Source organism: Solirubrobacter deserti (assembly GCF_027587175.1).
GTDB lineage: Bacteria > Actinomycetota > Thermoleophilia > Solirubrobacterales > Solirubrobacteraceae > Solirubrobacter > Solirubrobacter deserti.
In genome coordinates this window covers 1-13,747 of record NZ_JAPCID010000042.1, presented here as the reverse complement: position 1 = coordinate 13,747, position 13,747 = coordinate 1, and the positions used below count along the sequence as shown (strand labels likewise).

General features: G+C 72.3%; 16 protein-coding genes and 1 riboswitch. Of the genes, 11 read left to right on the top strand and 5 right to left on the bottom strand.

Features of this window, described 5'->3' with window-relative positions; genetic code table 11:
• The first annotated feature begins 23 nt into the window (after positions 1–23).
• From OJ962_RS24000 to OJ962_RS23985, 4 genes are read left to right on the top strand one after another with little or no spacing between them, the layout of a single operon-like run.
• Entirely contained in the window at positions 24–1,241 is a 1,218-nt protein-coding gene (locus OJ962_RS24000; protein WP_202955861.1) for an ArsA family ATPase, read from the top strand.
• A complete protein-coding gene (locus tag OJ962_RS23995; protein WP_202955860.1) occupies positions 1,234–1,560 on the top strand; it encodes a hypothetical protein in 327 nt (108 codons plus the stop codon). Before OJ962_RS24000 ends, OJ962_RS23995 begins: the two co-directional genes overlap by 8 nt.
• Positions 1,557–2,303, top strand: a complete 747-nt coding sequence (locus OJ962_RS23990; RefSeq protein WP_202955859.1) for a hypothetical protein — start codon at positions 1,557–1,559, stop codon at positions 2,301–2,303. Before OJ962_RS23995 ends, OJ962_RS23990 begins: the two co-directional genes overlap by 4 nt.
• 41 nt (positions 2,304–2,344) lie before the next feature.
• Complete coding sequence (locus tag OJ962_RS23985) at positions 2,345–3,877, top strand: globin-coupled sensor protein (protein WP_202955858.1); 1,533 nt, start codon at positions 2,345–2,347, stop codon at positions 3,875–3,877.
• Here the strand turns inward: OJ962_RS23985 and OJ962_RS23980 are convergent.
• Entirely contained in the window at positions 3,852–4,412 is a 561-nt protein-coding gene (locus OJ962_RS23980) for an NADPH-dependent FMN reductase (RefSeq protein ID WP_202955857.1), read from the bottom strand. The genes OJ962_RS23985 and OJ962_RS23980 overlap by 26 nt on opposite strands.
• Before the next feature lie 7 nt (positions 4,413–4,419).
• Complete coding sequence (locus OJ962_RS23975; protein ID WP_202955856.1) at positions 4,420–4,968, bottom strand: YceI family protein; 549 nt, start codon at positions 4,966–4,968, stop codon at positions 4,420–4,422.
• A 90-nt stretch (positions 4,969–5,058) separates the two neighbouring features.
• Between OJ962_RS23975 and OJ962_RS23970 the strand changes: the two genes are divergently transcribed.
• Genes OJ962_RS23970 through OJ962_RS23955 form a run of 4 tightly spaced genes read left to right on the top strand, consistent with a single transcriptional unit; the run spans position 5,059 to position 8,520 of the window.
• On the top strand, positions 5,059–5,646 hold the full coding sequence (locus tag OJ962_RS23970) for a TetR/AcrR family transcriptional regulator (RefSeq protein WP_202955855.1): 588 nt from the start codon (positions 5,059–5,061) through the stop codon (positions 5,644–5,646).
• A gap of 5 nt (positions 5,647–5,651) precedes the next feature.
• On the top strand, positions 5,652–6,521 hold the full coding sequence (locus OJ962_RS23965) for an AAA family ATPase (protein WP_202955854.1): 870 nt from the start codon (positions 5,652–5,654) through the stop codon (positions 6,519–6,521).
• The gene (locus tag OJ962_RS23960; protein WP_202955853.1) at positions 6,522–7,895 is read left to right on the top strand and encodes a vWA domain-containing protein; all 1,374 of its coding nucleotides are present in this window, start codon (positions 6,522–6,524) and stop codon (positions 7,893–7,895) included.
• Positions 7,888–8,520, top strand: coding sequence for an HAD-IA family hydrolase (locus OJ962_RS23955; RefSeq protein ID WP_202955852.1), 633 nt, complete (start codon positions 7,888–7,890; stop codon positions 8,518–8,520). Before OJ962_RS23960 ends, OJ962_RS23955 begins: the two co-directional genes overlap by 8 nt.
• Here OJ962_RS23955 and OJ962_RS23950 read toward each other — a convergent pair.
• Positions 8,471–9,568, bottom strand: coding sequence for an adenylate/guanylate cyclase domain-containing protein (locus OJ962_RS23950; RefSeq protein WP_202955851.1), 1,098 nt, complete (start codon positions 9,566–9,568; stop codon positions 8,471–8,473). The two genes, OJ962_RS23955 and OJ962_RS23950, sit on opposite strands and share 50 nt — an antisense overlap.
• An 18-nt stretch (positions 9,569–9,586) precedes the next feature.
• Positions 9,587–10,021: a nuclear transport factor 2 family protein gene (locus tag OJ962_RS23945; RefSeq protein ID WP_202955850.1), complete on the bottom strand. Its 435-nt coding sequence runs from the start codon at positions 10,019–10,021 to the stop codon at positions 9,587–9,589.
• Between the two features lie 29 nt (positions 10,022–10,050).
• A riboswitch (TPP riboswitch) is annotated at positions 10,051–10,166 on the top strand.
• A gap of 56 nt (positions 10,167–10,222) precedes the next feature.
• On the opposite strand from OJ962_RS23945, the gene OJ962_RS23940 reads away from it, so the two are divergent.
• Genes OJ962_RS23940 through OJ962_RS23930 form a run of 3 tightly spaced genes read left to right on the top strand, consistent with a single transcriptional unit; the run spans position 10,223 to position 12,719 of the window.
• Positions 10,223–10,909, top strand: coding sequence for an ABC transporter ATP-binding protein (locus tag OJ962_RS23940; RefSeq protein ID WP_270006658.1), 687 nt, complete (start codon positions 10,223–10,225; stop codon positions 10,907–10,909).
• Positions 10,906–11,646, top strand: coding sequence for an ABC transporter permease (locus OJ962_RS23935; protein ID WP_202955848.1), 741 nt, complete (start codon positions 10,906–10,908; stop codon positions 11,644–11,646). The genes OJ962_RS23940 and OJ962_RS23935 overlap by 4 nt, the downstream gene beginning before the upstream one ends.
• Positions 11,643–12,719, top strand: a complete 1,077-nt coding sequence (locus tag OJ962_RS23930) for an ABC transporter substrate-binding protein (protein WP_202955847.1) — start codon at positions 11,643–11,645, stop codon at positions 12,717–12,719. The genes OJ962_RS23935 and OJ962_RS23930 overlap by 4 nt, the downstream gene beginning before the upstream one ends.
• On the opposite strand, the gene OJ962_RS23925 is transcribed toward OJ962_RS23930, so the two are convergent.
• A complete protein-coding gene (locus tag OJ962_RS23925; protein ID WP_270006657.1) occupies positions 12,637–13,593 on the bottom strand; it encodes a DNA-3-methyladenine glycosylase family protein in 957 nt (318 codons plus the stop codon). The genes OJ962_RS23930 and OJ962_RS23925 overlap by 83 nt on opposite strands.
• Between the last annotated feature and the right edge of the window lie 154 nt (positions 13,594–13,747).

Below are 13,747 nucleotides of genomic sequence, written 5' to 3'. Positions count from 1 at the left end.
CTCGCCGTAGAGTAGACGTCCGGATGCGGCCGCGGACAATCCTCTACACAGGCAAGGGCGGGGTGGGCAAGACCTCGGTCGCGGCCGCCACCGCCCGCCGGTGCGCGGCCGCGGGCGCCCGGACGCTCGTCGTCTCCACCGACCCCGCCCACTCGCTCGCGGACGTCCTGGACGCGCCCGTCGAGCGCCGGCCCACCGCGGTCGCGCCGCACCTGCACGCCCAGCAGGTGCAGGCCCAGGACGAGATGGAGGCGCACTGGAGCGCCGTCAGCGACTGGTTCGGCACGCTGCTGATGGAGCGTGGGACCGACCGGATCGCCGCCGAGGAGCTGACCGTCCCGCCCGGCGGCGACGAGCTGTTCAGCCTGCTCGTGCTCAAGGGGCACGTCGAGTCCGGCGAGTACGACGTGATCGTCGTCGACTGCGCGCCCACCGGCGAGACGCTGCGCCTGCTGAGCTTCCCGGACGCCGCCCGCTGGTGGCTGGACAAGGTGCTCGGCAAGGAGCAGACGATGCTCAACGCCGCCCGCCCGCTCGCGCGCATGTTCCTGGACGTCCAGCTGCCCGACGAGAAGGTCATCGCCGAGGTCCAGCGGCTGGTCGGCAATCTCGTCGCGATGCACGAGCTGCTGCGGGACACCACGCGCGTGTCCATGCGGCTGGTGATGACGCCGGACCGCATGGTCGTCGCCGAGGCCATGCGCACCTTCACCTACCTGAACCTGTACGGGTACCTGACGGACGCCGTGATCGTCAACCGCGTCTTCCCGGACGAGCTGGCCGAGGGCTACTTCGGCGCCTGGCACGCCGCCCAGCGCGATCAGCTGGAGCGTGTCGGCGCGGGCTTCTCCCCCGTCCCGGTGCTGCACGCGCCGTACTTCGCGCACGAGGTGATCGGCACCGCCCGCCTCGACGAGCTCGCCGATGCGCTCTTCACCCAGCACGAGCCCGCCGCCGTCCTGCACGATCGCCTCGCGCAGCGGCTGTCGGTCAACAACGGCCACGCGACGCTCGAGCTGGATCTCCCGTTCGCGACCAAGGGCGACATCCAGCTCAAGAAGATCGGGCTGGAGCTGATCGTCCGCGTGGACGCGCACAAGCGCACGATCGTCCTCCCGGGCGCGCTCGCGGGGTACAAGCCGACGAGTGCCACACTCGAAGAAGGCGCGTTGACCGTCCAATTCGAAGGCAACGCAGCCCCTCCACCCCACCCCGATCATCCGACCTCCAGTTATGTCTGAGCGCGAGGCCTACGAAGCCGCCGAGCGGCTCGTGCGCGAGGCGCACGCCAAGGCCGAGGAGGCCGCGCGCGCCGCTGCCGCCGCCGCGCCGGCGAACGGCTGGGCCGCGACCGCCGCCACCAACACGCCGGACTTCACCGCGCTGTTCGCGCTGCTGGACGCCGCCAAGGGCACGCTGCCACCGGAGCTGCTGCGCCAGGTCGCGGACGCGCTGCGCGAGCTGCTGATCGCGCTGCGCGCCGTGCTCGACCACTCGATCGAGAAGCTCGAACGGCCCGTGCCCGAGCCACGCGACGTGGAGGACATCCCGATCACATGAGCCCGCGCCGGGAGGAGTTCCGCCTGCCGAAGGAGCTGCAGCTCGCCGCCGCCGCGGCGGGCCTGCTGGTCCTGAGCTTCATCCTGCCCTGGTACCAGAAGTCGGTCGCGGAGAACAGCCAGTTCGTGCAGAGCAACGTGTCCGCGCTCGGGGCGTTCACGTTCGTGGAGGCCGCGATCCTGCTCGTCGCCGTCGCGATCGGCTTCCTCGTCTACGCGCGCCTGCGCAAGCGCGGCTTCCACCTGCCGGGCGGTGACGGCGTCGCGATCGTCCTCGCCGGCGGCTGGGCCATGCTCCTGCTCGTCTACCGCCTGTTCGACAAGCCGGACATCGAGGGCGTGGGTGCGACGATGGGCATCCAGTGGGGCATCTTCGGGGCGATGGCCGCCGCCGGCCTGCTGATCGCCGCCGGCCTGCGCGTGAAGGCGATCGACGCGCCCGAGCCGCCGAACCCGGCGGCCGACGACGCCGGCTGGGTCGCACCTCCGCGCCGCGAGCGTCCGCGCACGCCGGACCGCAAGCCGCGTGACGCGACCGCCGTCACCGAGTTCCTGCGCGACCGTCCCTCGTGGGAGGGCGACATCGGCGACGCGCCGACCACCCGCCTCGGCGACGAGCGCACCACCCGCCTGGACGACGCGCCGACCACGCGCCTGCCCGAGGATCCCTCCGAAGCGCCGACACGCCGCGAACGCCGCCCGGAGGTCACCGAACGTCTCTGGGAGGACGAAACCGAACATTAGGGCTTCAAACCTCACGCCGATCTGCCGATGAGGGGAGCGAGATGAACCTTTCCGCCACCCTGTACCAGATCGACGAGCGTGGGCTCGAGCTGCGCCGCACCTACATGGGCATGACCGCCGCCGAGCTCGAGTTGCTCTCCGGGATGCAGGCGTGGGCGGCCCGCAACGCCGACGCCATCGGCGCCAAGCTCGCCGAGCACACCTTCGGCCACAGCTCCTCCGGCCAGTTCCTGACCGACTACGCCAACGGCAAGGGCATGCGCGTGTCCGACCTCCAGCGCGGCTGGGGCGCGGCGCAGGCCGGCCACTTCAAGGCCATCTTCAGCGAGGCGGGCAAGCCGGGCGGCTTCGGCGTCGCCTACTTCGAAGGTCTGCTGGGCGTCGGTGCGCTGCACAGCCGCATCAACCTGCCGCTGAAGTGGTTCCTCGGCACCTACCCCGTGTTCGTGGACCTTGTCCACGAGGCGATGCTGGCCGACGTGCCCGAGCCCGCGCGCGTGAGCAAGAAGAGCTTCGGCCGCAGCTCGGAAAGCGTCGACTACAAGGTCATCGCCGACATCGAGCGCGCCGTCAGCCGGGTCTTCAACTACGACTCGCAGGCGATCGTCGAGTCCTTTTACTACGACACGTTCACCGCGATGGGCGTGAACCTCAAGACGATGGGCGAGGCGGGCCCGGGGCGCGACATCTCCGACCTGTTCGCCCACGTGCGCAACACCATGCACGACACCCTCAAGAGCTTCAACGACTCCACGTTCGTCGTGCAGGAGATGTGCTCGGGCATGGACCGCTCGCTGGGCGAGACGGGCCAGGCCGTCAACGAGCTCGCGCTGAGTGCGCAGCGGGTCGCCGAGGGCGCGGCGCGCCAGGCCGACATCGCCCAGCAGGGTCGCCAGGCCGTCGACGAGGCCTCCGCGGCCGCGACCGGCGCCACCGATCTCTCGCGCAACGGCATCGACGCCGCGATGGAGGCGACCGCCTCCCTCAACGACGCGCGTGGCCGCATCGAGGAGGCCGCGACGGCGATCACCGCGCTCGCCGGTCGCTCCGAGCAGGTCGGCGGGATCGTCGAGGCCATCCAGGAGATCGCGCGCCAGACGAACCTGCTCGCGCTGAACGCCGCGATCGAGGCCGCCCGCGCGGGTGAGACCGGCAAGGGCTTCGCCGTGGTGGCCGACGAGGTGCGTCAGCTCGCCGAGCGCGCCGCCCAGTCCGCGGCCAACGCGGGTGGGATCATCGCCGGGATCCAGGCCGAGACCAACGACGCCGTGGAGCTCGTCCGCGACGCCGCCAACCGCACGCACGCGGGCACCGAGGCCTCGGACCGCGCCCGCACGGCGCTGGAGGAGATCGACGGCGCCGTCGGCCGCATCACGCTCGGCCTCGGTGGCATGAGCCAGTTCACGACCGACATCGCCGCCTACGCCGAGGAGACCGCTGCGTCGGCCGAGCAGATGTCGGCGACGACGCAGCAGACCAACGCGGCGACGCAGGAGATCGTCTCCTCCGTGGCGCAGCTCTCGAGCCAGTCCGAGGCGCTGTCCGAGCTCACGAAGCAGCTAGAGCTGGCCTAGCGGCCGGCTTGGCCTCGCCGGCGAGCTCGGCGAGGATGCCCGCAAGCGCGAGGGCCTGATCGGGATCGGCCAGGCCTCCCTCGTGGAAGGCGTCGTCGGCGAAGCCGATGGGCAGCTCACGGTCCAGCACGCGGGCGCCGATCGCGGTCAGTACCTTGCGCGCCTCGGCCTGCGCCCAGACGGCGCCGAACAGGCCGGTCGAGGTACCGACCACCGCAGCGGGCTTGTTGCGCAGCGGCGACTCGGCCAGGGGCCGGGACAGCCAGTCGAGCGCGTTCTTGAGCTGGCCCGGGATCGAGTGGTTGTACTCGGGCGTGGCGACGAGCACGGCGTCCGACTCGGCGATCGCGTCGAAGAGCGCCTGAACGGCGTCCGGGCGCGTGTGCTCGTCGTCCTCGTCGAAGGGCGGGATGGCCTTGAGGCCGTCGAAGATGGTCAGGTCGGCCTCCGGCGGCAGCAGGTCGCCTGCCGCCCGGAGGAGCTTGGCGTTGTGGGAGCCGGCGCGAAGGCTGCCGGAGAGACCGAGGACCTTCATGGCTTCCTTACGCGCGTGCGAGCTCGAGGGTGGCCACCAGCTTGACCTCGTTGGCGAGCGCGAAGCCGCCCTTGGGCAGCGGCGCGTTCCAGTTGAGGCCGTACTCGGTGCGGTCGACGATCGCCTCGAGCTCGACGCCGATCTTCTCGAGGTCGTCGAAGGTGACGGCCGGCTCGGTGATCGTGCCGCGCGCCTCGATCGGGCGGGTGACGCCCTTGATGGTGAGCTCGCCGTCGACGATCAGCTCGCCGTTCTCGGCCCGGACGAGCGTGGAGTCGAACGTGATGTCCGGCGTGCGCTCGGTGTCGAAGAACTCGGGGCTCTGCAGGTGGGCGGCGAGGTTGGGGTCCTTGACGACGATCGAGCTCGCGGCGACGCGGCCGGTCAGTCGCAGCGTGCCGTCCTCGGCCGCCGTGAGCGTGGCGTCGTAGTCCTCGAACCGGCCGCGGAAGGTCGAGACGATCATGTGCTTGACGGCGAAGCCGACGTTCGAGTGGACCGGATCCACGGTCCAGGTCGAGTTGGTGGGGACGGGATTCGTGGCGATGGCGGTCATGGTGTTCCTCTCGAAGTGGACCGTGGTCCGTTTCTGTTGGAGGGAGCGTAGCACAGGAAGTGGACCGTGGTCCAGTTATCATGTTGAGGCGTGACCGCCCTCCCCGTCCTGAACGCCGAGCCGCCCGAGCGGGCGGACGCCGCGCGCAACCGCCAGCGCGTGCTGGAGGCGGCCGAGCGGTTGTTCGAGGAGGACCCGGACGGCGTGACGATGGAGGCCGTCGCAGCCGCGGCGGGCGTCGGCAAGGGCACGGTCTTCCGCCGCTTCGGCGACCGCGCAGGGCTCGCGCGCGCGGTGATCTCCCCCTATGAGGCCGAGATGCAGGAGCAGATGATCCGCGGCGCGCCGCCGCTGGGCCCGGGCGCCCCCGCGCGTCAGCGGCTGATCGCGTTCGGGATCGCCTATCTGCGCTTCCTCGAGCGCCACTCCGCGCTCGTGCGCCACGCCGAGGGCACGGAGAGCGTGCGGCTGATCAGCACGGTCTACACGCTCTACCGCACGCACCTCACGCTGCTGCTCCGCGAGGCCGACTGCGGCGACTCCGCGCCCTACCTCGCCGACGTGCTGATGGCTCCGCTCGCCGCGACGACGTTCATCTACCACCGCCACGTCCGTGGGCTGTCGCTGGACGCCCTGATCACCGCGTATGAGGACCTCATCGCGCGCCTCATAGACTGAGTTCGGTGATCGTTCCCGGCTCCGTCGACGACGTCTCGGGCGGCCTGCAGGCCGCCGGGTACCTCCCGGGCGAGTCCACGGCGCTGGTGGCCTACCTCGCCGCGCGGCTCGGCAAGCCCGTGCTCGTGGAAGGGCCAGCGGGCGTCGGCAAGACCGAGCTGGCCAAGAAGCTCGCCGAGTACCTCGGCCGCAACCTGGTCCGCCTACAGTGCTACGAGGGCCTGGACGAGGCCAAGGCGCTGTACGAGTGGAACTACCGCAAGCAGCTGCTGCGGATCCAGGCCGAAGCGGAGGGCACGGGCTGGCAGGCCGTGCAGGACGACATCTTCGGCGAGGAGTTCCTGCTCACTCGCCCGCTGCTGCAGGCGATCTCCTCCGAGGAGCCGGTCGTGCTGCTGATCGACGAGATCGACAAGACCGACCAGGAGTTCGAGGCGATGCTGCTCGAGCTGCTGAGCGACTTCCAGATCACGATCCCGGAGCTGGGGCGCGTCGAGGCGCGCACGATGCCGGTCGTGCTGCTCACCTCCAACAACTCGCGAGAGCTGACCGAGGCTTTGAAGCGCCGCTGCCTGTACCTGTGGCTCGACTACCCGGACGCCGAGCGCGAGCTGGAGATCGTCCGGATGCACGCGCCGGAGCTGCCGGAGACGGTCGCGCGGCGGCTGGTCGAGGTCGTCGGGATGGTGCGCGAGCTCGACCTCAAGAAGCCGCCGTCGATCGCGGAGTCGATCGACTGGGCGCGCGCGCTGCTGCTGCTCGGCGCCGAGGACATCGACCAGCAGATGTTCCGCGAGACGATGTCGATCATCGTCAAGCACCGCACGGACCTCGACACCGTCGCGGAGCGGGTCGGCGTCCGGCTGGCGGCGTAGATGAGCCTGCCGCGGCATCTCGTCGGCTTCGGCGACGAGCTGCGCCGCGAGGGCGTGGCGATCGGGACGTCGGAATTGAACGACGCGTTCGCCGCGCTCGGCGAGGTCGGCTGGACCTCCCCTGGCCCGTTCCGCGAGGCGCTGGCCGCGACGCTGGCCAAGTCGCCGGACGACCGGCGCGTGTTCGAGCTCGTGTTCGAGCGCTACTTCTTCCGCGCGACCGAGGGCGCCGCGCTGCAGGCCGGCATCCGCGAGGCGGACGCGCCGGGCGGCGGCCTGTCGGAGGAAGGGGCCGAGCGCATCGACTATGAGGCCCTGCGCGAGCAGATCATGGAGGCGATTCGGGCCGGCGACGAGGCGGCGCTGCGCGACCTGGCGCGGCTGGCGATCGCGGCCTTCGGCCGTCAGGGGCAGGGCTCGGGCGTACTCGGCGTCGACGTCCAGCGGATCCGGCGCGCGCTTGGCCTGAAATCGGAGCCGGGGCAGCTCGCCAAGGGCGAGGGCGCTTCGGTCGAGTTCCCGCTCACGCGCGAGCAGATCCGGCGCTTCGAGACGCTGCTGCGGCGCGAGCTCGAGCGTGCGCAGATCGAGCGCACGCAGACGCTCCCGGCGGCGCGGCCGCTGAACGAGCTCGACCGCGCGTTGCCGAGTGGGCCCGCGCAGGACCTCGCGGCCGTGCACCGGGTCGTCATGCAGCTCAAGCGTCGGCTCGCGACGCAGGGTCATCAGGCGCGCGGGAACAAGCGGCACGCGCACGTGGACGTGCGCCGGACCATGCGCGCCTCGCTGGAGACGGGCGGCGTGCCGGTCGTGTTGAAGTACAAGCCCAAGCGCCCGCGCCGGCCCGAGCTGTACGTGCTCTGCGACGTGTCGACTTCGGTGACGAGCGCGAGCGTGTTCTTCCTGAGCGTGCTGCACGCCCTGCACGACTCGTTCCGGCGCATGCGCTCGTTCGTGTTCGTCGAGCGCATCTCGGAGGTGACGGACGTGTTCGCCACCGAGCGCTCCTTCAAGGCCGTGAGCGACGCGATCTCCAAGGACGCCGGCGTGGCCGACGTGTCCGGCTACACCGACTACGGCCGCGTGTGGCGCGAGTTCCTCGAGCAGGTCGAGGACGACCTGCACCCGCGCGCGACGGTGATCGTGCTCGGCGACGCGCGCACCAACGGCCGCGACCCGCGCGCGGACATCTTCGCCCGGGTGGCCGAGCGCGCCGGCCGCACGTTCTGGCTGAACCCGGAGCCGCGCCTGTACTGGAACTACGGCGACTCGGTGATCTCCGCCTACGAGCCCTACTGCGAAGCGCACGAGTGCTGGACCACGAAGCAGCTCGAGGACTTCGTCAAGGCGCTCACGCGCCCGATGCATGCGTGAGGTGGTGATCTTCGACCTCGACGGCGTGCTGGTCGAGTCCGCGCCCGTCGTCGAGGCCTCATGGCGCCGGTGGGCCGGTGAGCGGAACGTCGACTGGGGCGCGCTGCGGCCGGTCCTGCACGGGCGCCCGGGGCGCGAGCTCGTCGCCGAGTTCGCGCCCGCGCTGGACGTCGAGGCCGAGGTCGCGACCATCACGGCCTACGAGATGGCCGAGGAGGGCGCACTGCGGGCGATCCCGGGCGCGCGCGAGTGCATCGAGGCCGCGCCGCGGTGGGCGATCGCGACGTCCGGCGGGCGAGAGCTCGCGCTCGGGCGGCTGCGCGCGGTCGGCCATCCGATCCCCGAGGTGCTGATCTCCGCCGACGACATCACCCGCGGCAAGCCGGACCCGGAGCCGTACCTGAAGGCCGCGGCGGCGATGAACGCCGAGTCGGACACGTGCCTCGTGATCGAGGACGCGCCCGCGGGCATCGCGGCGGCGCGGGCCGCCGGGATGCGCGTGGTCGCCGTCACGACGTCGCACGCGCCCGAGGACCTGTCGGCGGCGGACGCCGTCTACGGCTCGATGGACGAGGTCAGACGCGCCGAGCTCGGTACGCGTGCACCGGCGCCGAGAAGCCCTTGAGGCGCTTGCGGCCCGCGTCGGAGAACTCGAAGCCGTCGTTGACGGAGTCGCGGATCTCGGCGGAGACCAGCACCGTGGACGGGCGCGCCTTGGCGGTCAGGCGGCTCGCCAGGTTCACCGGCGTGCCGAACCAGTCGCCCCAGCGGTGCACGGCCTGGCCGCAGGCGACGCCGGCGCGCAGCGGCGGGTAGTTCTCGTCGCGCTCGGCGATCTCCACGAGCCGGAGTGTGCTCTCGAGCATCGGCTCCGGCTCGGGCGCGACGAGCATGACCGCGTCGCCGATCAGCTTCACGAGCTTGACGGACGGTTCGAGCGCCTCGCCCGCCAGGTGTGAGAGCCGCCCCGCGACGCTGCCCAGCTCCTCGACCGGCAGCTGCTCGCCGAGCTCGGTGAAGCCGACCAGGTCGGCGAAGGCGACGACGGCCTGCTGGGTGTCGTCCAGCCGGCCGGAGCGGCGCTGCTCCTGCGTGAGCGCGTCGGAGCGCAGCACCTGCTGCAGGTGGAGCGCGAAGACGTGCTCCAGCCACGGGCCGGCGAGCGGCATCAGCTGCTCGGCGACGACCCGGTAGCGGTGCGCGAGCTCGTACTCGTCCAGCCCCGGCTCCAGGAACGTGCGGGCGACCAGCGCGCGGGTGGACTCGGCGTAGCGCGCCATGCCCTGGCCGAGCACGCGCGCGACCTCGAGGGCGTCCTCGTCGGCGAAGCCAGCTTGCCGGTGTGCCGTGCCCAGGCGCGCGGCCTCCAGGTCCTTCTCGCCGTACACGCGCTCGTCATCGCCGGGGGTCGGGAGGCCCAGTGCCCGCCGGCTGGCGGTGAACATCTCCAGCTCGATTCCGGCCTGCTCGGCGATCTCGCGCGCGGTGTAACGCGCCTCCGAGCTCAGCGCCCGCGCGACGGGCGCGAGCACGAGCTTGTCCTCGGCCACGACGCGCCGCAGCTCCTCGACGTCCATCCCCTGCTCGTGCAGCTCGTCGAGCAGGCGCCGGCGCGCCTCACGCGCGCGGTCGTCCTCGAGCCCTTCGCAGAGTCCTTCGGCGTCCCAGTCCACGGACCGGGACGGTATCTCTCATGCGCGGTTGATGACGCTGGATGGTCCGAGCTCGCGGACCTGCGTGCCGTCCTCGGTGAGCACGACGCGCGACCAGGCGCGCACGTCGAGCCGCTCGCCGGAGTCCTTCGCGCGACCGCGCGAGTGGTCGCGCACGTAGAGCACGCGCGGCGCGGCCGGGTCGGACACGACGGTCTCGATCTCGGCGTGCAGGTCCTCGTAGGCGCCGGCCATCAGCTCGTTCGTGCGGCGCAGCGCGTCGAGGCCGGCACGGCCGCCGTTGGGGCCGATGAGGACGAAGTCGTCGGCGAGCATCGGGCGCGTCTGCTCCCACTCGCGCGTGGTGTAGAGCCGGTGCACGAGCGGGCACTCGACCTCCACCGCGGTCGCGGGCGGCAGCGCGACCACGGTCTCCATCCAGTCGAACGCTTCTCGGAGCCGGTCGGGGAGCATCGGCGCCACGGTAGGCTATGCGGGCGTTTTTCGTCAAACAGGGGGGCTGGGAGGATCGCCCGGCTGAGATAGCGCCCCGCACCGGCGCTGACCCTTAGAACCTGGTCGGGGTAATGCCCGCGGAGGGAGCGGATGCAGACTGAAGTCGAGGCTCCGTCGACGGAGCCTCTTCGTGTTCAAGCCGGGGTGACCGTGTCCGGTGTGCGCAAGGCGTACGGGGACGTCGTCGCGCTCGACGGCGTGGACCTGCGGGCGGCGGCGGGTGAGGTCGTCGCGGTGGTCGGGCCGAGCGGGTGCGGGAAGTCCACGCTGCTGTCGATCGTCTGCGGGCTGGACGCGGCGGACGCGGGAACCGTGGATGCTCCGGAAGCCTCGCTGATGCCGCAGCGCGACGGGCTGCTGCCGTGGCTGAGCGCGCTCGACAACGCGGCGCTCGCGCTGCGGGTGGGTGGCGCGTCGAAGGCGGCCGCGCGGGCCGCGGCGCACTCGCACTTCGTGCGCTTCGGGCTCGAGGGGTTCGAGAAGACGCGACCGGCGGCCTTGAGTGGCGGCATGCGCCAGCGCGTCGCGTTCCTGCGCACGCTGCTCGCTGGACGGCCGCTGCTGTGCCTTGATGAGCCGTTCGGGGCGCTCGACGCGCTGACCCGCGCGCAGGCGCAGACGTGGTTGGCCGAGGCGCTCGCGCGGGACCCGCGCACGGTGCTGCTGGTCACGCACGACGTGGAAGAGGCGGTGCTGCTCGCCGACCGCATCGTGCTGCTCTCGCCGCGGCCGGCGCGGGTGGTGTCCGTGCTCGAGGTCGCGCTGCCGCGGCCGCGGGTACGCACGGACGCCGCCGTGGTGCAGCTGCGCGAGCGGGCGCTTACCGCGCTGGGGCTGCAGCCGTGATCGCGCCGCTGATCGTGCTCGCGCTGCTGTGCGGCGCGTGGGAGCTGATCGTGCGCGCGGGCGTCGTGAACGAGCTGCTGCTGCCCGCGCCGAGTGATGTCGCCCGCACACTGTGGGAGGACCGATCGATTCTCGGGCCCGACCTGGCCGTGACGAGCTACGAGGTGGTGCTCGGGCTCGCCGCCGCGCTGGTGGTCGGGGTCGCGCTCGCGGTCGCGATGCACCTCGTGCCCGCGGTCGAGGACGCGCTGCGCCCGCTCGTGGTCGGCTCGCAGGCCGTGCCGATCCCCGTGCTCGCGCCGCTGGTGGTGCTGCTGCTCGGGTTCGGGCTGGCGCCGAAGATCCTGATCGTCGCGCTCGTGTGCTTTTTCCCGATCGTGGTCAACGTGGCCGACGGGTTGCGCGACACCGACCCGGACGCGCGCCGCGTGCTCGCGTCGCTGCACGCCTCGCGCTGGCAGCGGCTGCGCTTGTTGGAGGCGCCGTCCGCGCTGCCGTCCGGGTTCACGGGCTTGAAGATCGCCGCCGCGGTCGCGGTGATCGGCGCGGTGCTGGCGGAGTGGGCCGGCTCGACCTCCGGGCTCGGCCACCTCGTCGTCACCGCCAACGCACAGCTGGAAAGCGCGCGGGCGTTCGCCGCCACCGCGCTGCTCATCTTCGAAGCCGTCGTCCTGTACGCGCTGTTCAGCGCGCTGGAGCGGCGGGTTGTCTCCTGGTCGCCAAGGACGGTCTCATGAAGCGTTTGTTGTTGCTCGCGGTGGTCGCGGGGGTGCTCGCGGGGTGCGGCGAGAAGTCCGAGCCGACGGGGAACGAGGCCCCACCGCTCGAGCCCTTCACGGTGATGCTCGACTACGTGCCCAACGCCGACCACGCCGGGCTGTACGCGGCGCTGGAGGCCGGGCTCTACGAGCAGGCCGGGCTGGACGTCAAGCTGCAGCCGCCGCCGGACCCGGCCGCGCCGCTGCGGCTGCTCGCCGCGGGGCGCGCGGACGTCGCGATCTCCTACCAGCCCGAGCTGCTGCTCGCGCGCGACCAGGGCGAGGAGAACATCGTGTCGGTCGGCGCGCTCGTCCAGAAGCCGCTCACTTCGCTGATGGCGCTGCCGAGCGGCGGCGTGCGGACGCCCAAGGACCTGTCGGGCAAGCGCGTTGCGACGGCCGGCATCCCCTACCAGGACGCCTACCTGAAGACGATCCTGAAGGCGGCGGGCGTGGAGGCGAACGCGGTCCAGACGATCAACGTCGGCTTCAACCTCACGCAGGCGATGCTCTCCAAGCGCGCCGACGCGTCACTGGGCTCGTTCTGGAACGTCGAGGGCGTCGACCTGCAGCGCCGCGACCAGAAGCCGGTGATCCTGCGCATGGAGGAGATCGGCGTGCCGACCTACAACGAGCTGATCTTCGTCGCCCGCCGGCAGGACCTGGACGCGGCGGGCGCCTCGCGACTGCGGCGCTTCTTGTCGACGACCGCCGCGGGCCATCGCCTGCTGCGCAAGACCCCGCAGGCGGGCGTGGACGCGCTGGTGAAGGCCGACAAGGGCCTGGAGCCCGAGCTGCTCGAAGCGCAGATCAAGGCCACGCTGCCCGTGTTCTTCCCGACGGTCCCGGCGCGCGAGGACCGCGCCGCGCCGTCCCTGGCGCCCCAGCGCACCGGGGATCTGCCGTGGGGCTGGCAGGAGCCGGTCGAGTGGGCCGCCTACGAGCGCTGGATGCGCGCGGAGAACCTGCTCACGCGGCCGCCCTCCGAGGCGAGCCCGGTGACCAACGAGTTCCTGCCGGGCGAGGGGCTTGGGCAGGGATCGCGCGGCTGAGGTAGAGCGCCGCCATCCCCGCGTACGGCGCATAGGGCGCGAAGAACCCGCGCACCTCGTCCTCATCGGCGACGGCGCGCGGGTTGCCCGTCGCGAGTCGCCCGACCAGCTTCAGGTAGCCCAGGTCGCCGGCGGGCACCACGTCCAGCCGCCCGAGCCCGTACAGCGCGAGCATCTCGATCGTCCACGTCCCGATCTCGGGGATCGCGAGTAACCGGGCGAAGTCGCGCCCGTGGGACGGGTTTTCCACCGTGGCGGTCGAAAACCCAGCCCGCACGAGCGCGGCCCGTCCCGCCGCCACCTCGCGGGCGGCGCGGCGCAGTGCCATCGTGCGTTTCGGCGCCAGGCCGCAGGCGTCGATCTCGGCGGGCGCGAGCGCGGCCACGGTCGCGGCGTCCGGCGCGTCCCGCAACGCGCCGTGGCGCGGGCCGTGCGCGGCGATCAGGCGGCGCTGGATCGCCTTCGCGCGCACGAGCTCGATCAGCTGCTCGGTGATCGCCCAGGCGAGCGCCTCGAACGGGGTCGGGTTGCGGCGCACACGCAGCCACGGGCGGGCGCGGATCGCGCGGCCGAGCAGCGGGTCGTCGCGGAACCGCGCGTGGAAGCCGGCGAGGTCGTCGTCGATGCCGGTGGCGAAGCGCATCCGCGCGATCCCCTCCCGCGCGGCCTCCTCGGTGGCGGCGCGCGCCGCGAACACGGTGCCGGAGACGGCCACGACGACCGGCGCGCCGTCCACGTGCAGCAGCCGCACGAGCCCGTTGCCGTGCCGGCGCGTGAGCCCGTCCAGTGTCGGCGGCGCGAGCCGGAACGCCGGCCAGCGCGGCTCGACCATCTCGCGCACGAGCACCGGCAGGGCCGCGGGAGCGGCCGTCACGCGGCGCGGCGCGAGCCGCCGTCCCGGGTCACGCCCGTGATGGGCGCCCGCCGGCGCGAACACGTCAGCGCCGCCCTCGGCGCGCGCCCGCTCCGCACGGGCTCGCCGCGCCGCCGCACGGGCTCACCGCGCCGCCGCACGGGCTCACCGCGCC

What these genes read in the sequence shown, in the direction of transcription:
- OJ962_RS23995 (WP_202955860.1), top strand. Translation starts at nt 1,234, where the DNA reads ATGTCTGAGCGCGAGGCCTACGAAGCCGCCGAGCGGCTCGTGCGCGAG.
- OJ962_RS23960 (WP_202955853.1), top strand. Translation starts at nt 6,522, where the DNA reads ATGAGCCTGCCGCGGCATCTCGTCGGCTTCGGCGACGAGCTGCGCCGC.
- OJ962_RS23975 (WP_202955856.1), bottom strand. Translation starts at nt 4,968, where the DNA reads ATGACCGCCATCGCCACGAATCCCGTCCCCACCAACTCGACCTGGACC.
- OJ962_RS23985 (WP_202955858.1), top strand. Translation starts at nt 2,345, where the DNA reads ATGAACCTTTCCGCCACCCTGTACCAGATCGACGAGCGTGGGCTCGAG.
- OJ962_RS23930 (WP_202955847.1), top strand. Translation starts at nt 11,643, where the DNA reads ATGAAGCGTTTGTTGTTGCTCGCGGTGGTCGCGGGGGTGCTCGCGGGG.
- OJ962_RS23945 (WP_202955850.1), bottom strand. Translation starts at nt 10,021, where the DNA reads ATGCTCCCCGACCGGCTCCGAGAAGCGTTCGACTGGATGGAGACCGTG.
- OJ962_RS24000 (WP_202955861.1), top strand. Translation starts at nt 24, where the DNA reads ATGCGGCCGCGGACAATCCTCTACACAGGCAAGGGCGGGGTGGGCAAG.
- OJ962_RS23980 (WP_202955857.1), bottom strand. Translation starts at nt 4,412, where the DNA reads ATGAAGGTCCTCGGTCTCTCCGGCAGCCTTCGCGCCGGCTCCCACAAC.
- OJ962_RS23955 (WP_202955852.1), top strand. Translation starts at nt 7,888, where the DNA reads ATGCGTGAGGTGGTGATCTTCGACCTCGACGGCGTGCTGGTCGAGTCC.
- OJ962_RS23990 (WP_202955859.1), top strand. Translation starts at nt 1,557, where the DNA reads ATGAGCCCGCGCCGGGAGGAGTTCCGCCTGCCGAAGGAGCTGCAGCTC.